An 18,995-nucleotide genomic window follows, 5' to 3' on the forward strand; every position below is an offset into this window, starting at 1 on the left:
ATTTCCTCTTTTTTCCTTTCTTTCCCCTTTCCTGTCAGGCGGCTTCATCGTATAAAAAGAATTCAGGGGTATTCGTTATAAAAAAAATTACGAAGCGGAGCGTAAAAACAAAGTGGCATCGAACCATATGCAGCATAGAAAGAAGCGTAAAAAAGCACAGGGTGTGCAAAATTCCGCCCTTATGCCTCTTTATGCCGCGTTGGATTTAGGCACCAATAACTGCCGGATGCTTATTGCACGACGGACCCGCCAAGGATTCAGGGTTGTTGATTCTTTTTCACGGATCACCCGATTGGGTGAAGATGTGGCCCAAAGCGGTCGCCTGTCCGAAGACGCAATGGAACGGACTCTCAAGGCCTTGTTGGTCTGCGCCAAAAAAATCCAAAATCGCAATGTTACCTTTGTTCGATCCGTCGCCACAGAAGCCTGTCGCCGCGCAGAAAACACCCTTGATTTTCTCAATCGTGTTGCCGAAGAAACCGGACTGGACCTGGAAGCCATAAACCCGGAAGAAGAAGCCAATTTGGCACTAACCGGATGCGCCTCTCTCCTGAATTTGGAAAAACCGAAAGCTCTCGTCTTTGATATTGGTGGCGGCAGCACGGAAATCATGTGGATTGAACTTGACCGCCTTGGTGATCCCCAAGTTGTTGATGTTATCTCGCTCCCCATTGGGGTTGTGACGGTGTCCGAAGAATACGCCCATGCCGAAGAAGTCACACAAGAAAGTTATCAAGCTATTCAGGATCACGTGATGAAAGAACTCCGCGCCTTCAATGAGCGCAACGCGATCTCACATGATGTCGAAAATGGCATGGTACAAATGCTGGGAACATCAGGGACCGTCACCACACTTGGGGCAATTCATTTAAAGTTGCCACGTTATTTACGGTCTAAAGTCGATGGTATGAGCCTGCCATTTGACGAAATCCATCGTGTTTCCCAAAACCTGGCGGTGATGAAATGTGATGAACGCGCAGCACACCCCTGTATTGGCACCAGCCGGGCCGATTTGGTCATTGCCGGTTGCGCCATCTTGGAAGCTTTATGCAAACTCTGGCCTGTTGGGGAACTGACGATTGCAGACCGTGGCATTCGCGAAGGGATCTTGCTTAATCTGATGCGCGCGCAAGAATAGGCGCAAAACCCCTTTATTTCTGTTATAAAGAAGATTATGTAAGAGATGCGAGCTGGCGATCATGCCTATCGAGAACCCCTGACGACGTAAAGTACCCCCATGTCCCAAAGCAAGAAGTGGAAAACCGTTCAAGCCAAACGCGATAAAACCGTGCGCGTTAAAACTGCGCGTGGACGCAAGCTCTCTTCCACACGCTGGCTGCAACGACAACTCAATGACCCGTATGTTCAAGAAGCCCACCGCAAAGGGTATCGTTCCCGCGCGGCCTTTAAGTTAATTGAATTGGATGATCGGTTTGAATTTTTAAAGCCCGGCCAGAAAGTTGTCGATCTGGGCTGCGCCCCTGGTGGTTGGACCCAAGTCGCCGCAGAACGCATTGATGCCGAAAAAAATCCAGATGGTCATGTGATCGGTATTGATTTACAAGAAGTCGAAGAAATCCCCGGTGCAACGCTGCTGGTGGGCGACTTCATGGATAATGATGCACCTGATAGATTGAAAGAGGTCATCGGTGGTCCAGTTGATGTGGTCTTGAGCGATATGGCAGCCTCTGCCAGTGGGCATCCGCAAACAGATCATATTCGCATCACTGCCCTCGTTGAGGCAGCAGCTTATTTTGCAGAAGAAGTTCTCAAACCAAATGGCTGGTTTGTGGCAAAGGTATTAGCAGGCGGAGCCGATGCTGATTTGTTGAAACAGCTTAAACTGCAATTCCAAACAGTTCGTCACGCTAAACCGCCGGCAAGCCGCAAGGATTCATCAGAAACCTATTTGGTTGCCAGCGGTTTTCGCGGAAAGAACACCTTCAGCGACGCATCCTGATTATCACCTAATTTCGGGCGAGGTCATCCACCCCCCGGGTAAAAGCCCCTAAACCTTGACTACGCAAGGGCACAAAGGGCTTGGATTGCTGTGCGCAAATTCGTTTAATCTCGCGTGTTGCTTCGTGACTGACACATGTGACCGGAAACATGACCGCATCGGCTTGGGCGACAATGGCCTGCAAACGCGCTTGTCCATCATGTAAGCCACCATCATGGTGGAGAAATTGTCCGTTTTTCTTTTCCACGTAATCACGAAAGAACGCGGCCTGCTTGGTTTGCCCGCCAATATAGGCAATACAACGACCACAAAGATCTTCCCCGCCGGGGCACCCTTGTTCTTTCATGCAGGCATTCTTTTCTAAAGACAGGAGTTCCTGTTCCAATTCAAGAATACGGGCGTCTTTATAAGAAAGTGCGGCATAGGCTTCTTTACACTTCAATTCCATTTCCAGTAAACGCGCCTGAGTTAGATCGGCGCGGTCCGTCTCCTGAAGAACACGGGCGGTCAAGCAATCTATTCGTTTTTCGAGACGTGCAACAGAATGTCCTTCCTGTTCCGCCAGCAACATCGCTTCAAGTTCATCACTGCGACTGGCCTTGGCCTGTGCATCTGAAAGCTCACGTTTTAAATTACCGATGAGATGGTCACGCTTATCAATAGATTTACGATGAGTTCTATTAAGGTCCTGCATGTCGTTTTGAATAAGCGTTATTGTTGCTTTTAAGTCCGCAATTTCACGGTGATCAGCCCGGTTACTTGCCCCTTCCAAATGCGACAACATATGTACCTCACCATAGACTTGGGCCAGCAATTCATGCGAGCTCGCCTGATGGGTCATGACGGCCCAAAACGGTCCGGGGATATAGCCGCGTTCAAATGCATCCAACCAAAGCTCTTCAACCTCGTGAGATGTTTTTGCTTTGGCAAATGTTTTAATCGTGCGGGCATACTTACGTTCCAGAAACTTGTGCAACACACGTCCCACTCCTTGGGAATGACGCGCATTACCAACCATAAAACCATGCAATTTATAATCTGCACTCCGCCCATCATAAGCCGGTGCCTTACATTTTTGCCCAAGTTTGCACAATTCATCATGCGAAATACAGGTCCCAATAACTGAACAATGCCAATGAACATCCAATTCCCAAAGTTTGCGCCGTTTAGGGATCATCTTTAGTTTGGTTTCGAGCATCAAATCGGGTTTATGCAAATCACACATCGAAAACTCCATAACATCATTAAGGAACCTAGGCTGTCGATTTGTCTGGGCCTTACATTTTGGGGAGAAGAAGAAACCAAAACACAAGGCCCAGACGGTCGTTTCACAGCATCCCGTGCTCGGGACACTTAAAACGTTATTAATAATCATTATCATTTGCAAGAACTATTTTCGATTTATTGAAAAAAAGTTTGCTGCACCGCATGAATCTTGTGGAATGTTGGTAAGACCTGTGTATATATAACGCGCCAAATCCAGACACCCGATATCCATGGAGATGGCCGTGACTATTAAAGAAGCTTTGACCTTCGACGATGTATTGCTTATTCCCGCTGCATCAGACGTTTTGCCCGCCACAGCAAACACTTCCACATACCTGACAAAAGGCATCAAGCTGAACATTCCGCTTGTCTCTGCTGCCATGGACACAGTCACCGAAAGCAGCATGGCGATTGCCATGGCCCAGTTTGGCGGCATTGGTGTTATTCACAAAAATCTTGATATTGCCGAGCAGGCTTCCGAAGTTCGCAAGGTTAAAAAATTCGAATCCGGTATGGTGGCCGATCCGCTCACCTTCCCACCGGATGCAAAACTTGCTGAAGTCATGGCGAAAAAAGAAGAAGTCAAATTTTCAGGCTTCCCGGTTGTTGAACGCGGCACAGGCAAACTGGTCGGCATTATCACCAACCGTGACATGCGTTTTGCCGAAAACCCCGATCAACCCATTTCGGAATTGATGACCAAAGAAAATCTCGTCACCGTCAAAGAAGGTGTCTCCGGTGAAGAAGCCAAACGTCTTCTCCATCAAAACCGGGTTGAAAAGCTGTTGGTCGTTGATGATAAATATCGTTGCATCGGTCTGGTAACCGTACAGGATATCGACAAGGCTGCAACCCACCCAAACGCCTGTAAAGATGAACATGGTCGCCTACGCGTGGCCGCAGCAACCGGCACTGGCGACAGTGGTTGGGATCGTTCCGTTGCCCTGATCGATGCGGGTGTCGATGTTCTGGTTGTCGATACCGCCCATGGTCATTCCAAAGGTGTGATCGAACAGGTTGCTAAAATCAAAAAACATCACCCGAACGTTCAGGTCATCGGCGGTAACATTGCAACCGCTTCAGCGGCACAAGCCCTGATTGATGCAGGTGCAGATGCCGTCAAAGTCGGTATCGGTCCCGGTTCCATTTGTACAACCCGCATTGTTGCCGGTGTTGGTGTTCCGCAATTAACCGCCATTATGAATGCGGTTGAAGTGGCTGCAAAACATGGTGTTCCGGTTATTGCAGACGGCGGGATCAAACATTCCGGCGATATTGCCAAGGCCATTGCTGCCGGGGCAAGTTGCGTGATGGTCGGTTCTATGCTGGCCGGTACCCACGAAGCGCCGGGTGAAGTATTCCTTTACCAAGGGCGTTCGTATAAATCCTATCGCGGGATGGGCTCAATGGGTGCAATGGCACGCGGTTCTGCTGATCGTTATTTCCAGGCCGATGTCAAAGACGATATGAAATTCGTCCCTGAAGGGATCGAAGGCCGCGTCCCTTACAAAGGCGAAGCTTCTGCCATTGTTCACCAAATGGTTGGCGGTTTACGTTCTTCGATGGGCTATACAGGAAATGCGACCATTGAAGACATGCGCACCAAATGTGAATTTAACCGCATTACAAACGCGGGCCTGCGCGAAAGCCACGTTCACGATGTTACCATTACACGTGAAGCACCAAACTACAGCGGTGCAAAATAAGACTTAAGCGCATTCTAGTTGAAGACAGACTAAAAAGTTTGCGATACTCTGAACCCCTGCATGTGATGTGGGGGTTCTCTTCTTTCAGAACGGATAAGAATAAATGAAACCGGCAGCGCGCATCCAATCATCTATTGAATTAATGGACGAAATCCTAAAAGGCACAAAACCTGCCGATACCCTCATTGCCGATTATTTCAAAATCCGTCGTTATGCCGGTTCCAAAGACCGCCGCGCCGTAAACGGTCAAATTTACAACATCCTGCGCAACCGCGCCAAGCTCGGCTGGCTGGCCCAAAAAACAGATTTGGACATAAACGCAGAAAATCTGGTTTTTATGGATTGTGTGCTCAACGATATGGATGTGAACAACCTGTTCAATGGGGAACAATATGCCCCGGCAAAACTGACAAAAGAACAAGTCGATGCCCTTCCCGTTATCGGCCAACTCGACCTTGCAACAGCACCCGATCCTGTACGTTTGGAATATCCCGCATGGATGGATGACGATTTACGGATTTCTTTGGGCGATGATTTTGAAAATTGCCTTCAGGCACTCAATGCAGAAGCGCCGCTTGATCTGCGGATCAACAGTTTGCACCCTGACCACGACAAAGCTCAGGACTTACTGAATAAACAAAATATCGACACAACGACGACAGATTTTTCCCCCTTGTGTCTGCGTTCTGCAAAAAAAGTTAAATTGGGCGGTGTTCAGGCCTACAAGGACGGTATCGTTGATATTCAGGATGAAGGATCCCAACTTATCGCCTTATTGAGCGGGGCCAAAGGGTGTGATCTGGTCATGGATTTTTGTGCGGGCGCAGGGGGCAAGACATTGGCCCTGGGCGCTGAAATGGCCAATAAAGGCCACCTGTACGCTTTAGACATTTCATCAAAACGTCTTTATAAAATGCGCCGCCGTCTGGAACGTGCCGGGGTGACAAATGTCATCCTTCACCCCATAAAAGGGGAAACTGACCCGTGGTTAAAACAATTTGAAAACCGTGTTGACCGTTTGCTGATTGATGCACCTTGTTCCGGGGTTGGCGCATGGCGACGCGCACCGGAAAGCCGCTGGAAGATGACCTCGGAATTACTGGCAGACCTAGAGGGACGCCAACAGCGCATCTTGCAAAACGCGGCCCATTTGGTCAAATCGGGTGGCCGTATGATTTACGCAACCTGTTCCTTGCTTAAACGAGAAAACGAAGACCAAATCGAACGTTTCCTCAACGAAAACAAAAACTTCAAACTCCTGCCCATTTCACAAGTCTGGGCGCAGACATTAACAACGCCCTGCCCGTTTGAGGGTGATTTCATGTCCATGCGCCCCGATCAACATCAAAGTGACGGATTTTTCTGCGCTGTGTTGGAGCGTCTTTAATGGAATTTCTCAGCTATGAAACGCTTGGCCTGCTTTTTTGCGTTGCCTTAATCGCCGGATGGATTGATTCCATCGCGGGTGGGGGTGGGCTTATTGCCTTACCCGCTTTGCTTGGCGCAGGCCTCTCCCCGGCACAAGCCTTGGCCACCAACAAATTGCAAGGCAGCTTCGGCACCTTCGCCGCTACAATGAATTTCTATAAAAAAGGCCACCTGAACCTCAAAGAAATCTGGCCGATGATCGTCATGACCTTCATAGGCGCAGCGGTAGGTACGTTGGCGGTTCAAGCGATTGATCCGTCCTTGTTGATTGATGTTATTCCTTTTTTACTTATTGGAATGGGCTTCTATTTTTTACTTCAGCCGCAAATCGGCACACAAGATCGCAAAGCCCGCATCGGCGTTTGGGCCTATGGCTTGTTTTTTGGGTTTTCCATTGGCTTTTACGACGGTTTCTTTGGGCCCGGTACCGGGTCGTTCTTTGCCGTGGCTTTTATCACCATGATGGGGTTCAATATTTTAAAAGCCACCGCCCATACGAAAGTCCTGAATTTCACCAGCAATATTGCATCCCTGCTCTTTTTCATTTTAGGCGGGCAAATGGTTTGGCTGGTTGGTCTGGTCATGGCGATGGGACAGTTGATCGGGGGCTACCTTGGCTCGCATATGTCCATGAAACATGGCGGTAAAATTATCCGCCCCTTATTGGTCATCATCAGCTTTGCCATGACCATCAAACTGATCTGGTCGTCGCCTGATCACATGATCCACCAATGGATCGTCACTTTATTCAATCTGTAAAATCCGCTTCACTTCTTTTTTAGAAACTTCCAATATTTCGTCACTCAGGCTTTCATCTTCTATGGCACGTGCCAATGTGACCGCACCAACCATCAAGGATAAAGCCGTCAATCCATTCTGACGTGATGATTGCCCACCGGCCAGCCATCGTGAAAAACGATCCACGAGACACGCCAAAACCTTGCGCGGCCTGGAACCAAAACGCGCGGCTTCCTGCGTCAAGGCCGTCAGCGGGCACCCCCGGTCCGGGTGATCCCGATGCATTTTTGAAATATAAAAATCCACAATCATCTGTCGCATGACTTTTTCGTCATTGATGCCTTCTTCTTTCAGGCGATTGATCGTTTCAGCAGCCAAGGTCTCAGACAGGGCTTCAACCAGCAAGTCATCTTTGGATTTAAAATGCGCATAAAAACCGCCACGTGTTAGTCCGGCATCTGCCATTACTTTATCCACACTGGCCCTATCATAACCATCGCGTTTCCAAAGTTTACGTGCCGCCAACACAATGCGTTCGCGTGTTTTTTGCTTATGCCCTTGCGGATAGCCCATAACTCAACCTTTCACTGCACAATGACTCGACTCTTTCTAAAATATGTTATACATCATATTTAAATATGACAATAATCATATTTAAATCAATCTTATCGGAGAGAATGCAATGACAGCCCCCCATCTTGTTGTAACCCCTATTTTCGCAATCATCATGACGCTCATGCTAATCGGGTTAAGTGCTCGTGTTATCAAAGCGCGCTGGCATCATCGTGTTCCTTTTTACGATGGCGGAATTAGCGAATTGACACGCACCATTCGATCACATGGAAACTTCATCGAATATGTTCCCTTATGCCTCTTTTTAATGGCATTGGGTGAATTGAACGATGCGGTGAATTGGACGCTCTATGCTGTTGGAACGATTCTGTTACTGGGCCGTCTGCTTCATGCCCTTGGTGTCAATAAAACCATCCTCAAACTCCGGGTTTACGGTATGATCCTGACCTTCGCCGCCTTGATCGGTGCGATAATTGTGCTTATGATCACACTTTTTAGCGTTTAACCTACAGACTGCCTATTGTGGGGGCGGGGCGCATGATGTATGTTGCGCCCTCCTTCAAGACCATAATCTGGTGGCCCCATGACCGATCGCATTCTTATTATCGACTTCGGATCTCAGGTAACACAGCTGATCGCGCGCCGCGTGCGTGAAAGCGGTGTCTATTCTGAAATTCACCCGTTCAATTCCATTACTGACAGCTTTCTGGACGATTATAACCCAAAGGGGATCATCCTCTCTGGTGGTCCGGCATCCGTAACCTGGGCAGAATCCCCGCGCGCGCCTGAAAAAATATTTGAAATGGGCATTCCTGTTTTGGGTATCTGCTATGGTCAACAGACCATGATGCAACAACTTGGCGGGTTGGTCGAAACATCCGATCACCACGAATTCGGACGCGCCTTTGTTGATGTTAACAAAGATTGCGCCTTGTTTGACGGTGTCTGGTCTGTCGGTGCCAAAGAACAAGTCTGGATGAGCCACGGTGACCGCGTCACCAAACTGGCCCCGGGTTTTGAAGTTGTGGCCACCTCCGAAGGTGCGCCTTTTGCAGTGGTTGCCAACGAAGAAAAGAAATTCTACGCCGTTCAGTTCCACCCCGAAGTGGTCCACACACCGCACGGTGCCCAACTGATCCAGAATTTCACACACAATGTCGCGGGATGTTCCGGTGACTGGACAATGGCGGCCTTTAAGGATCAAGCCATTGAAGCCGTTCGCAAACAAGTTGGAAATGGCAAAGTCATTTGTGGCCTGTCCGGTGGTGTTGATAGCTCGGTTGTCGCCGTCCTGTTACATGAAGCCATTGGCGAACAACTAACATGCGTTTTCGTTGACACAGGCTTTATGCGTATGGGCGAAGCCGAAGAAGTGGTGAATTTATTCCGTGATCACTACAACATTAAATTGATCCACAAAGATGCCTCCAAACTGTTTTTCGATGCCCTTGGTGATGAAATTGACCCGGAGAAAAAACGCAAAACCATTGGCGGTTTGTTCATCGACGTCTTTGAAGAAGAAGCCAAAACCGCGGGCGGAGCTGACTTCTTGGCTCAAGGCACCCTGTACCCCGATGTGATCGAGTCCGTTTCCTTCACAGGCGGGCCGAGTGTCACTATCAAATCCCACCACAATGTCGGTGGTTTGCCGGAACGCATGAACATGGATCTGGTGGAACCGTTACGCGAACTGTTCAAAGATGAAGTGCGCGAACTGGGGCGTGAATTGGGTCTACCAGACAAATTTGTTGGCCGCCACCCCTTCCCCGGTCCGGGTTTGGCCATCCGCATTCCCGGCCAACCTTTAACACCGGAAAAATGCGACATCCTGCGCAAAGCCGATGCCATCTATCTGGAAGAAATCCGCAATGCTGGCCTCTATGATGCCATTTGGCAGGCCTTCGCTGTCTTGCTGCCCGTTCGCACCGTCGGTGTCATGGGTGATGCCCGGACATACGATTACGTCTGTGCGCTTCGCGCCGTAACCTCCACCGACGGCATGACCGCAGATTACTACCACTTCGACCACGAATTCCTATCCCGCGTCACCAACCGCATCATCAACGAAGTCCGCGGCATTAACCGGGTGGTCTATGATTGCACCTCGAAACCACCGGGAACGATTGAGTGGGAATAATTCCCACCTTGGAAACGTAAGCATTACAAAGGCTTAGATTTTACACAGTCTTTTCATAGTCATTCAGGGTATGTTATTTTTCAATAGGTTAGAAATTTAGCTGACGGAAGAATTACATACTCTGGTGATTATCGCTCAACATAAGTGCTCCGCAACCAAGACGTTTGTCGATCAGCACCCCATTCTCGGCGGGGACGCTATCGTTTATCGCACCCGACAGAACGGTGACATCTACCAATTCCGCACATGGATACCGGCTGAGAAAAAATATTACCGTAAGACGTTAAAGACCCGTGATCTCGATACGGCGTTGGAACGCGGTAAACAGCTATTCTATGACATTCAGTTGCAGCTACGAACCGGACGTAAGCTGTTCGGCCTAAAAGTCGGCGAGCTTGTTGACGAGTTTTTAAAGTATCAGCAACAGCGTGTGACGACGGGTGTAATTACCCAAGGTCGCTATCACACAATCAAAACCCAATTGACCAAGCATCTCTATGAGTTCCTTGGAGATCGTAATCCGAAAGTCGGTTCGAACCGGCAGATCAACGAAATTGATAAATCGAAGTTCTACAATTTTGCACAGCATCGTCGATTAACATCACCCGGCGTAAAAGACGTTACCATCAGGAATGAACAAACGACCCTGAATGCTCTGTTTAAATGGGGCTACCGTAATGGCTACGTTCATTTTGAGACGGTGGACTTTGAAGAAATACGGGTCCGTAACGCTGATCGACGTGACACGTTCACCTTTGAGGAATGGCGTTTAATTTACGATTATTTGGAGAATGATTGGATTGATCGAAACAACGATAATGATGCCAACATTCTCAAGAAAATCATCAGAGATTTTTGCATTATCAAAGTAAATACCTTCATGCGATTTGGGGAACTGCGGCAACTCAAATGGGAGAATATTCGGACATTCACACAAGATGAATACCCGGATGAAATCTTCGTTGAAATCAACATCCCTAGTGAAATCGCCAAAAATAGAAAATCCCGAACGGTTATGGCACGCGGAGGCCAGCACTTCACAAGATTGAAACAGGCTTCGAATTTCACCGGTAATAAAGACTTCATTTTCACGGATCGTCGCACGGGTAAAATTATTTCGAAGAAAAAGTTCTACACGCTTTGGGATGAAATCCTGAACGGTGCAGGAATATCCCGTGAAGGCCGGAAGTTGTCATTTTATTCGCTACGGCACTTCGGCATCACCGCCAGACTATATGCTGGCGTATCCATGGAAGACCTGTCGCGACTGGCGGGGACTTCATATGCATTCATCGAAAACCACTATTCCCATGTGGACGGTAAACGCCTGATGAAGCAGATCATGAAGGACTTTACATTGGACAAAGACGGGTTCGTTCATCGTCCATAAACGTGTTTAAGATGAACCCGGACGATGTATCGGCACTGTCACAGATCACGCTGACTGAACTGATTACCCGATACCGTGATACGGTCACACCTACCAAAAAGGGTGCCGCCAAGAAACGTCGCGTATGAATTATATCCTGAAACAGCCGATATTCACGCAGCGGATTTATTTTTTTCATTTTTAGCACTTGATAATAATTTATGTTCTGCATATGTTCTTTTCGAGAGCAGAAAAAAGGTGTCGAAAGACACCTATGGCACCACGGTCATTGTAAGTCGTGTGTGAAACCTCGTTCCAAACTGTGCCGTTGAAAGCAGTAGTCTGTTAGAGTCCCGTGATGTCTCCAACAGGCTACTCATTCAATAAGGTAGTGGCAATTCTTTTTTACGAATTTCAGTTCTTATATTTTCTTCAATGTCCCAATTCGTGAAGCACAGCCATTTTTTGCATGATGATATCATGCTTACAAAATCGGCTTCATTGCAGTCGTGAATGAAAACATCCAAAGAACGATTGAAATGTTTTGCTGTTGTCAAATCACTTAACTTTCGAAATTTCTGATAGAAATCCCATTTACGATTTAATTCAATATATGGGCAACTGAAATAGTCAAAAAACAATAAAAATGGATACGCAAACTCCATCTTATTTACTGCATCTAATATTTGTTTCTCTGCTATATCTATGACCTCTTCTTTAAAGGCTTCATATCCATCTATCAAAGTGTTGTCCTTACTATGGATGTATATGAGAGACGTTGTAAACTTGAAATAAACCTCTCCGTTCCCCTGACACAAGTTCACCGCCTTTCTTAAACGAATTTCAGATAGCAAGTTATCTCCACATAGAACCTTAAACATGATCAGAATGCTCATTCGTTCAGCAACATTATTTGCTTTTGCCAAACCATCTATAGCTATGTTCAGTTCATCGAAGACAGTTTTTTCAAAATAGTCTTTCGGCCCAGCGATTTTGAATGCAGCGTCTTTCTTTTCTCGTTCTGAAATAGCTTCCTTGATATTCAACAAAATCTCAATAGACCGATGAACTGACCTAAAGTTTACATTCATACAAATCAGAAAAGAGACAATACTCACGTATCTTTCTATAAAACGATCAAATCTGTTAGGGTCAATCTCATAGGAAAAATCTTGAATGATTTTGATAATATTTAGGTGTGTCGAATAGATTTCTGAGAAAATGAAGTTGTTTACTTGCGAAAAATGAGCACCAGTTTTTTTAACAATGGACTTGATATCATTTATCAGACGGATCGATTTCAAATTTCCACTTTTCAAAGATATATCTAAAGCCTCAACTGAAAAATATTCTTTGAAACATTTTTTTACCTCAATTTTGGCAATACTAATATCCGTCAAAAAAGGTCTCTTCTGGCTAAAATCCTTTGATTCATTCAAATGCAACTTATAAGAATATATCTCTTCAGAAATCACCTCTGTTATAAAAGAGATCGTCCTTTCATCCTTCGCGAAGATGTAAAAATCATCCATATAGCGTTTGATGTCATAGTCAGTTTTATGTTTCAGCTTTTCCGTTTTTAGTCGGTCAAAAACCTGAAGATCAATTTTCTGAAAAATTACTTCACTGAAAATTCGCGAAATTTCTGGACCTACGATTATACCATTTGTTTCATTATAATTTGACAACCGCATCAGCTTATCAAATTCGGTTTCAAACACCGATTGATTTGATTTGATCTGAGATTTCGCAAATTCTTTGTTTGTTGCTGCCCAAGCAATCGAATGAGTATAAATGCTATAAAAACACTTACTGACATCCACTCGTTTATACAGTGGAAACTTTTTTTCCAAACGTTGAAAAATCGGATGAGTAAAAAAACGGTGTAACAGTGAAAAATCTTTATAGGCAAAGTATGTGCGTGCAATTTTCTCACTGTTTTCTGCATTTACTGTTGTAACTTTTGGAGAGCTTAGCTCTTCAGGAACTTCGTCACCTGCGTTTTCATCATCCTTTAAGTAAAAGCTATCGGCAATTTTGTGGGGAGCCCGGATGGAAAATGGACTTCTGGAACAGAAATGTATAATCAGATCATCATATTTTTTATAAAAATCAACGAATTGTATTTGAGTTATCGGGTGCATAACTCCCATTTGTCGACCACCTTCAAGACCTTTTGGAATTTTATACTCCAACGGCACGGTAAAGCTGTAGTCACCTGCCCACTTTTTAATAAGTGCTTTATTTTCTTCGTCTTTGGCAAAATTATAGAATTTTGAATTTGTGAATTGGAAAGGAAGTTCGTAAGGCAATAGTTCTGTCAAGAGCACGCGAAAATGATCGTTCTTCTTGATGTAATGTTTAGACATTATTCCAACACTCCTTGATACGGCTAATCTCCTCTTGGTTTAAATCTTCATAAAACGGTCGCTTCTTGAAGTTTAAGAAAAACGAATATGTTTCTGCACTTAAGCTAATTTTTGCATCAGTAATTTGTTTCTTCAGAAACCTGTCCAGCCCCTTCAATTCGGTCAGGTCTGACGCAAGCGGGTATGTAAAACAAATCCCCCCCTTTAGCTGGTCGACTTCACCGTGGGTATGACGAATAGATTTATCTATAGGATAAGTGCCAGACAAAAACTTTAATCGTTTCCTTAAAAGGTCTAAGTCTTTGTCCTTTTCAAACGCTACAAAACTCATTTTTATTTTACTCTTAATGCGATTGATTTTTTTGCCGGAAATGGAAACCTGTAACGCAGGTAAAGCTTTGGCTTGATGATTCGTCAGCCCCTTTTTATTCTTAATTTTCTCTTTGTCTAAGGCATTCAGTAGACTGAATTTATATCCCAAAAAATGGAACGACACTTCATTCTCTTTTGAAGTAGATTTGATCGTTGAAAATTGTCTTTTCGCGTTTGGCCCGTCTTTTCCGATGTTTTCCAATCGGATTACAGTTTCTTTATCATCATTAAATATTAAGCCCGTCGATAGCCCCTTGTTCAGTAGGCTCGAAACTTCACTTTTTGTGTTTCTCCAATTGTCAGAAGTAGAAAAAATGATGATGTCATCAACATAACGGGCATAATAATATACACCATCAAGCATTCTTACTTTTTTATCAAAATCCCTCAATACATATTCAGATAGGGTAGATGTCAAAGAAAGTCCTCTTGGCAAACCATCAATAGTTGAACAAAAATCAAAATATTTTGATAAAAGCCATTTGGTGTCGTGTGATATGATTCTATCATCCAAAAGAATTTGAGATAGCGTTTCCTTGTTTATGCTTTCAAAGAAGCCCGATATATCTAATTTAATAACATATCCCGCAAAGTCATCTTGTAGAATTGTTTTGACTTGTGAAGTGATGTGATTACGGTCGGAGAAAGATATTTTGAATAATCGCCGTATCAAAAAATTTAGTCGACTGATAGCAATCTCAGATGAAAAACCATCTTCTTTTTTTGTTAGGAATGTTTTTTTCATACTTCGAGGATGAATAAATGTTTCAATATTGTTGAAAGTAAAAGTTCGCTTCTCAATAGCCTCTGAGACGGGCTTGATATAATTCATGTATCGTTTTTTTGGTGAGACTTTTTTGTCGCCATACAGAGAGTGACGAATTATCATTTTGAGGCTTAATGATTTATGTAAGTTCTCGGCACTAAATCGCTGATCCAACATTGCTTGCCCCCCTATCAAAAATGTTATTTTAGTTCCATTTGCAATTTTTGCAATTTTTCAAGATAGTAGCCATTGTATGAACTAAAAAATCTTTCCTAGCGATCAACCATAGCAGCATTGAAAAACTATCTGCACAAACAATCGCAAAAACTACCCTAAACAATCACGATATAAAGGCTATTTCAATCACGAGCTAAATGAACGGAGAGAGGCCGTTTAAAGTTGTCTCACCCAGTTTTTTAAAAAAAATCATCACACATAGTCGCCGATCACGTCTGAGTGATGTCTTGGGCTTTCTAATGTGATCTATAGGGATATTTCGCATAGGTATATCCCTATCAAGTTTGGCAACCCGTAAACCACGCTGAACGCATTCAGTTCGTGCCCTGTGAAAACGATCATCCCGATACCGTGCAAATACACCCGTCGTCAAACGGTCCAGCGTCAACTGTGATATCGGCTGTTTCAGGATATAATTCATACGCGACGTTTCTTGGCGGCACCCTTTTTGGTAGGTGTGACCGTATCACGGTATCGGGTAATCAGTTCAGTCAGCGTGATCTGTGACAGTGCCGATACATCGTCCGGGTTCATCTTAAACACGTTTATGGACGATGAACGAACCCGTCTTTGTCCAATGTAAAGTCCTTCATGATCTGCTTCATCAGGCGTTTACCGTCCACATGGGAATAGTGGTTTTCGATGAATGCATATGAAGTCCCCGCCAGTCGCGACAGGTCTTCCATGGATACGCCAGCATATAGTCTGGCGGTGATGCCGAAGTGCCGTAGCGAATAAAATGACAACTTCCGGCCTTCACGGGATATTCCTGCACCGTTCAGGATTTCATCCCAAAGCGTGTAGAACTTTTTCTTCGAAATAATTTTACCCGTGCGACGATCCGTGAAAATGAAGTCTTTATTACCGGTGAAATTCGAAGCCTGTTTCAATCTTGTGAAGTGCTGGCCTCCGCGTGCCATAACCGTTCGGGATTTTCTATTTTTGGCGATTTCACTAGGGATGTTGATTTCAACGAAGATTTCATCCGGGTATTCATCTTGTGTGAATGTCCGAATATTCTCCCATTTGAGTTGCCGCAGTTCCCCAAATCGCATGAAGGTATTTACTTTGATAATGCAAAAATCTCTGATGATTTTCTTGAGAATGTTGGCATCATTATCGTTGTTTCGATCAATCCAATCATTCTCCAAATAATCGTAAATTAAACGCCATTCCTCAAAGGTGAACGTGTCACGTCGATCAGCGTTACGGACCCGTATTTCTTCAAAGTCCACCGTCTCAAAATGAACGTAGCCATTACGGTAGCCCCATTTAAACAGAGCATTCAGGGTCGTTTGTTCATTCCTGATGGTAACGTCTTTTACGCCGGGTGATGTTAATCGACGATGCTGTGCAAAATTGTAGAACTTCGATTTATCAATTTCGTTGATCTGCCGGTTCGAACCGACTTTCGGATTACGATCTCCAAGGAACTCATAGAGATACTTGGTCAATTGGGTTTTGATTGTGTGATAGCGACCTTGGGTAATTACACCCGTCGTCACACGCTGTTGCTGATACTTTAAAAACTCGTCAACAAGCTCGCCGACTTTTAGGCCGAACAGCTTACGTCCGGTTCGTAGCTGCAACTGAATGTCATAGAATAGCTGTTTACCGCGTTCCAACGCCGTATCGAGATCACGGGTCTTTAACGTCTTACGGTAATATTTTTTCTCAGCCGGTATCCATGTGCGGAATTGGTAGATGTCACCGTTCTGTCGGGTGCGATAAACGATAGCGTCCCCGCCGAGAATGGGGTGCTGATCGACAAACGTCTTGGTTGCGGAGCACTTATGTTGAGCGATAATCACCAGAGTATGTAATTCTTCCGTCAGCTAAATTTCTAACCTATTGAAAAATAACATACCCTGAATGACTATGAAAAGACTGTGTAAAATCTAAGCCTTTGTAATGCTTACGTTTCCAAGGTGGGAATTATTCCCACTCAATTTATACGTAGCCATAACCGCTTGCTCGCAAATGAATTAACGATGCTATGCAAAAAATATGTAATGGTTTTCCTTGATGCAAAATATTTTGATTTCGTATCCTGTTGTTGCCAAAGGCTTTTCTAAACTGCCGTTACATATTATGAGAATCCGAATTGACCACACATTCCGTGATACAAAGTGAGACTTCTTTCCATCACCCATAAACGTTTCTATTCGCTAAAGTTGCTATTTTGAAGCTGCGTAGGTAACACGCTGTTACCACCGAGTGCCGACATGGCGGTTTGTGTTAATGCATAGATGAGAGGAATTGTCGCTTCGCTATCATGTAGGGTCGGTTTGATAAATGCCCCCTTAAGTGGCCCAGCTAAGTATATATATTAGTAGGTTCATTTAGCGGGGCTTTTTGCGAATTTACCCCAGAGGGATTGCCGCTTCGCTATTCACGCGGGTTGGGGTGTTTCTGATTAACCAGACCTAAAAAACCACCCCTGTAGGGGCTTACTCAATATTTTTATTAGCAAACCCCCATAAGGGTGGTTTTTTGGTAAAATACACCAACAGCACAAATTGACATGAGCAACGCGAATGGAGATGGTGCTGGGGTGTCGGTCTCTGCGGAAACGCAGATGACCGTCTATGATCTTACAAATTGTAAGAATGCCCTATTGACGGACATATTCAGATCGGCACCTGAATGTTATGTCCATCAGATTTACTTAATTTTGACCGAGGTAACACGATGTTACCAAATCACAAAATTCGTGCGGCGACGGCCTTCATGGTATCCGGGTTTGATTGACAGTAGACGGCTGTCTGGCTGATGTTGGCATGGCCCATCATGGTTTGGACGGTTTTGATGTCTACGCCGCTGTTGATGAGCTTTGTGGCGAATGATCGGCGACCTGAGTGCGATGATACGGTCTCCGGCAATCCAGCCCGTCGAAACATCATCTTCATCGCCATCTGCAAACTGTGACCGGTGAACCCGGAGCCTTTTTGCGATCTGAACAATGGTGATCCGGCGACCATCACAACATCAGAATTATGACGCCGGTCATCCAGATACGCCTTGAGGCTCTTACGGACCTTCGAATTACTCAAAAATACTTCCCGATTTCGTTTGTTCTTGCTGTTCACACGCATGATCTGGAAGTGATCCTTGATGCTGCCATCGGCGTTAACAACATCATTTATGGTTAATGATGCCAATTCCGCCACACGCAGTCCAAGACCAAAACTCATCATCAGAATTGCTGTATTACGAAGACCATGACGTTCCGCAGCGGTAATTCGGATTAATCGATTAAATTCAGCATCGGTCAAAACACGGGCTTTACCTTCGATCATTTTACGCCTCCATAATATGGGGAATTATCATGGTGATGATATTTTCCACGGTTACAAGGTGAACGTTTCACCATGAATGTTCTGGACACCGCAGTCCCCTTCATAATCGGGGATAATGTGCCAAATCCCATGTTATGTAATGACGGGCCAGAACTATCAAAAAGGTTCATGATGCACCTTTTGTTTTTTTCCACCGGGTTTTCTGGTAGGCACGGTCAACAGCGTTAACAATGTCGGGGTCGTTTTCTTCAATCGCTGTTAACACCGTTGTTAACACCGCTTCGACGTCGGTTAACGAAATACCGGCACGGATCGTCGGATGTGACTTTATCGATACTGTTTGCGACGAGTATTTCAAATTGATGAGATACTCACCCTCATGCTCAAACCACCATGGTCGCAAGGCGAGGTCGAGGTGGGTTTCTTGTTTTACTTGTTACCTCATGAGTAACGTGTTACGTTACTCGTAACGCACAAAGGACATGGAATGCCGATTACAAAGATAAAGCACAAAGGTCTGAAAGAATTATTTCAAACGGGCAAGACCTCAAAAATCAACAAACGCTACCATGCAAATTGTATCTACATCATGGACTTTCTGGATAATGTTACCGATCTGGCCCAATGCGTTGGTATCCAGAACTTCCACGAATTAAAGGGGATGCGGAAAGGTGAATATTCCATGCACGCATCGGGGAACTGGTGCATTACCTTTGAGTGGGAAGACCCGGATGTATTGATTTTGAATTTTGAAGATTACCATTAATGGAGATGA

At 45.1% G+C, this 18,995-nt stretch carries 15 protein-coding genes; 9 read left to right on the forward strand and 6 right to left on the reverse strand.

The window, feature by feature from the left end:
- Nucleotides 1-127 precede the first annotated feature (127 nt).
- Both ACI0FF_RS13305 and ACI0FF_RS13310 read left to right on the forward strand, forming a co-directional pair.
- Nucleotides 128-1,138 carry a Ppx/GppA family phosphatase gene (locus ACI0FF_RS13305; protein WP_419797297.1) on the forward strand — a complete coding sequence of 337 codons (1,011 nt, stop codon included), beginning with the start codon at nucleotides 128-130 and terminating at the stop codon, nucleotides 1,136-1,138.
- 99 nt (nucleotides 1,139-1,237) lie between these two features.
- Complete coding sequence (locus ACI0FF_RS13310) at nucleotides 1,238-1,960, forward strand: RlmE family RNA methyltransferase (protein ID WP_419797298.1); 723 nt, start codon at nucleotides 1,238-1,240, stop codon at nucleotides 1,958-1,960.
- Nucleotides 1,961-1,967: 7 nt separating this feature from the next.
- Here ACI0FF_RS13310 and ACI0FF_RS13315 read toward each other — a convergent pair whose 3' ends face one another.
- Nucleotides 1,968-3,185, reverse strand: a complete 1,218-nt coding sequence (locus tag ACI0FF_RS13315) for a DUF2325 domain-containing protein (RefSeq protein WP_419797299.1) — start codon at nucleotides 3,183-3,185, stop codon at nucleotides 1,968-1,970.
- 283 nt (nucleotides 3,186-3,468) lie between these two features.
- Here ACI0FF_RS13315 and guaB point away from each other — a divergent pair, with 283 nt between their 5' ends.
- From guaB to ACI0FF_RS13330, 3 genes are all read left to right on the forward strand, one after another.
- On the forward strand, nucleotides 3,469-4,932 hold the full coding sequence (guaB, locus tag ACI0FF_RS13320) for an IMP dehydrogenase (RefSeq protein ID WP_419797300.1): 1,464 nt from the start codon (nucleotides 3,469-3,471) through the stop codon (nucleotides 4,930-4,932).
- 103 nt (nucleotides 4,933-5,035) lie between these two features.
- Nucleotides 5,036-6,319: an RsmB/NOP family class I SAM-dependent RNA methyltransferase gene (locus ACI0FF_RS13325; RefSeq protein ID WP_419797301.1), complete on the forward strand. Its 1,284-nt coding sequence runs from the start codon at nucleotides 5,036-5,038 to the stop codon at nucleotides 6,317-6,319.
- Complete coding sequence (locus ACI0FF_RS13330) at nucleotides 6,319-7,119, forward strand: TSUP family transporter (protein WP_419797302.1); 801 nt, start codon at nucleotides 6,319-6,321, stop codon at nucleotides 7,117-7,119. The genes ACI0FF_RS13325 and ACI0FF_RS13330 overlap by 1 nt, the downstream gene beginning before the upstream one ends.
- Here the strand turns inward: ACI0FF_RS13330 and ACI0FF_RS13335 are convergent.
- A complete protein-coding gene (locus ACI0FF_RS13335) occupies nucleotides 7,105-7,671 on the reverse strand; it encodes a TetR/AcrR family transcriptional regulator (protein WP_419797303.1) in 567 nt (188 codons plus the stop codon). The genes ACI0FF_RS13330 and ACI0FF_RS13335 overlap by 15 nt on opposite strands.
- Before the next feature lie 109 nt (nucleotides 7,672-7,780).
- Between ACI0FF_RS13335 and ACI0FF_RS13340 the strand changes: the two genes are divergently transcribed.
- From ACI0FF_RS13340 to ACI0FF_RS13350, 3 genes are all read left to right on the forward strand, one after another.
- Entirely contained in the window at nucleotides 7,781-8,176 is a 396-nt protein-coding gene (locus tag ACI0FF_RS13340) for an MAPEG family protein (RefSeq protein WP_419797304.1), read from the forward strand.
- A 78-nt stretch (nucleotides 8,177-8,254) separates the two neighbouring features.
- Nucleotides 8,255-9,808, forward strand: a complete 1,554-nt coding sequence (gene guaA, locus ACI0FF_RS13345) for a glutamine-hydrolyzing GMP synthase (protein WP_419797305.1) — start codon at nucleotides 8,255-8,257, stop codon at nucleotides 9,806-9,808.
- Nucleotides 9,809-9,932: 124 nt separating this feature from the next.
- Complete coding sequence (locus ACI0FF_RS13350; protein ID WP_419797306.1) at nucleotides 9,933-11,198, forward strand: tyrosine-type recombinase/integrase; 1,266 nt, start codon at nucleotides 9,933-9,935, stop codon at nucleotides 11,196-11,198.
- Nucleotides 11,199-11,557: 359 nt separating this feature from the next.
- Here the strand turns inward: ACI0FF_RS13350 and drt3b are convergent, their stop codons facing one another.
- The 4 genes from drt3b to ACI0FF_RS13370 all read right to left on the reverse strand — a co-directional run bounded on the left by drt3b (nucleotide 11,558) and on the right by ACI0FF_RS13370 (nucleotide 18,220).
- Nucleotides 11,558-13,546 carry an antiviral reverse transcriptase Drt3b gene (gene drt3b / locus ACI0FF_RS13355; RefSeq protein WP_419797307.1) on the reverse strand — a complete coding sequence of 663 codons (1,989 nt, stop codon included), beginning with the start codon at nucleotides 13,544-13,546 and terminating at the stop codon, nucleotides 11,558-11,560.
- Nucleotides 13,539-14,861 carry an antiviral reverse transcriptase Drt3a gene (drt3a, locus tag ACI0FF_RS13360; RefSeq protein WP_419797308.1) on the reverse strand — a complete coding sequence of 441 codons (1,323 nt, stop codon included), beginning with the start codon at nucleotides 14,859-14,861 and terminating at the stop codon, nucleotides 13,539-13,541. Before drt3a ends, drt3b begins: the two co-directional genes overlap by 8 nt.
- A 605-nt stretch (nucleotides 14,862-15,466) precedes the next feature.
- Nucleotides 15,467-16,732, reverse strand: coding sequence for a tyrosine-type recombinase/integrase (locus ACI0FF_RS13365; protein ID WP_419797309.1), 1,266 nt, complete (start codon nucleotides 16,730-16,732; stop codon nucleotides 15,467-15,469).
- An 891-nt stretch (nucleotides 16,733-17,623) separates the two neighbouring features.
- Nucleotides 17,624-18,220 (reverse strand): tyrosine-type recombinase/integrase, encoded by a 597-nt coding sequence (locus ACI0FF_RS13370; RefSeq protein ID WP_419797310.1) that lies wholly within the window; start codon nucleotides 18,218-18,220, stop codon nucleotides 17,624-17,626.
- A gap of 487 nt (nucleotides 18,221-18,707) precedes the next feature.
- Here ACI0FF_RS13370 and ACI0FF_RS13375 point away from each other — a divergent pair, with 487 nt between their 5' ends.
- On the forward strand, nucleotides 18,708-18,986 hold the full coding sequence (locus ACI0FF_RS13375; RefSeq protein ID WP_188667053.1) for a type II toxin-antitoxin system RelE/ParE family toxin: 279 nt from the start codon (nucleotides 18,708-18,710) through the stop codon (nucleotides 18,984-18,986).
- Nucleotides 18,987-18,995 lie beyond the last annotated feature (9 nt).

The organism is Terasakiella sp. 4MB5A, from assembly GCF_050058155.1.
GTDB classification, from domain to species: domain Bacteria; phylum Pseudomonadota; class Alphaproteobacteria; order Rhodospirillales; family Terasakiellaceae; genus Terasakiella; species Terasakiella halodenitrificans.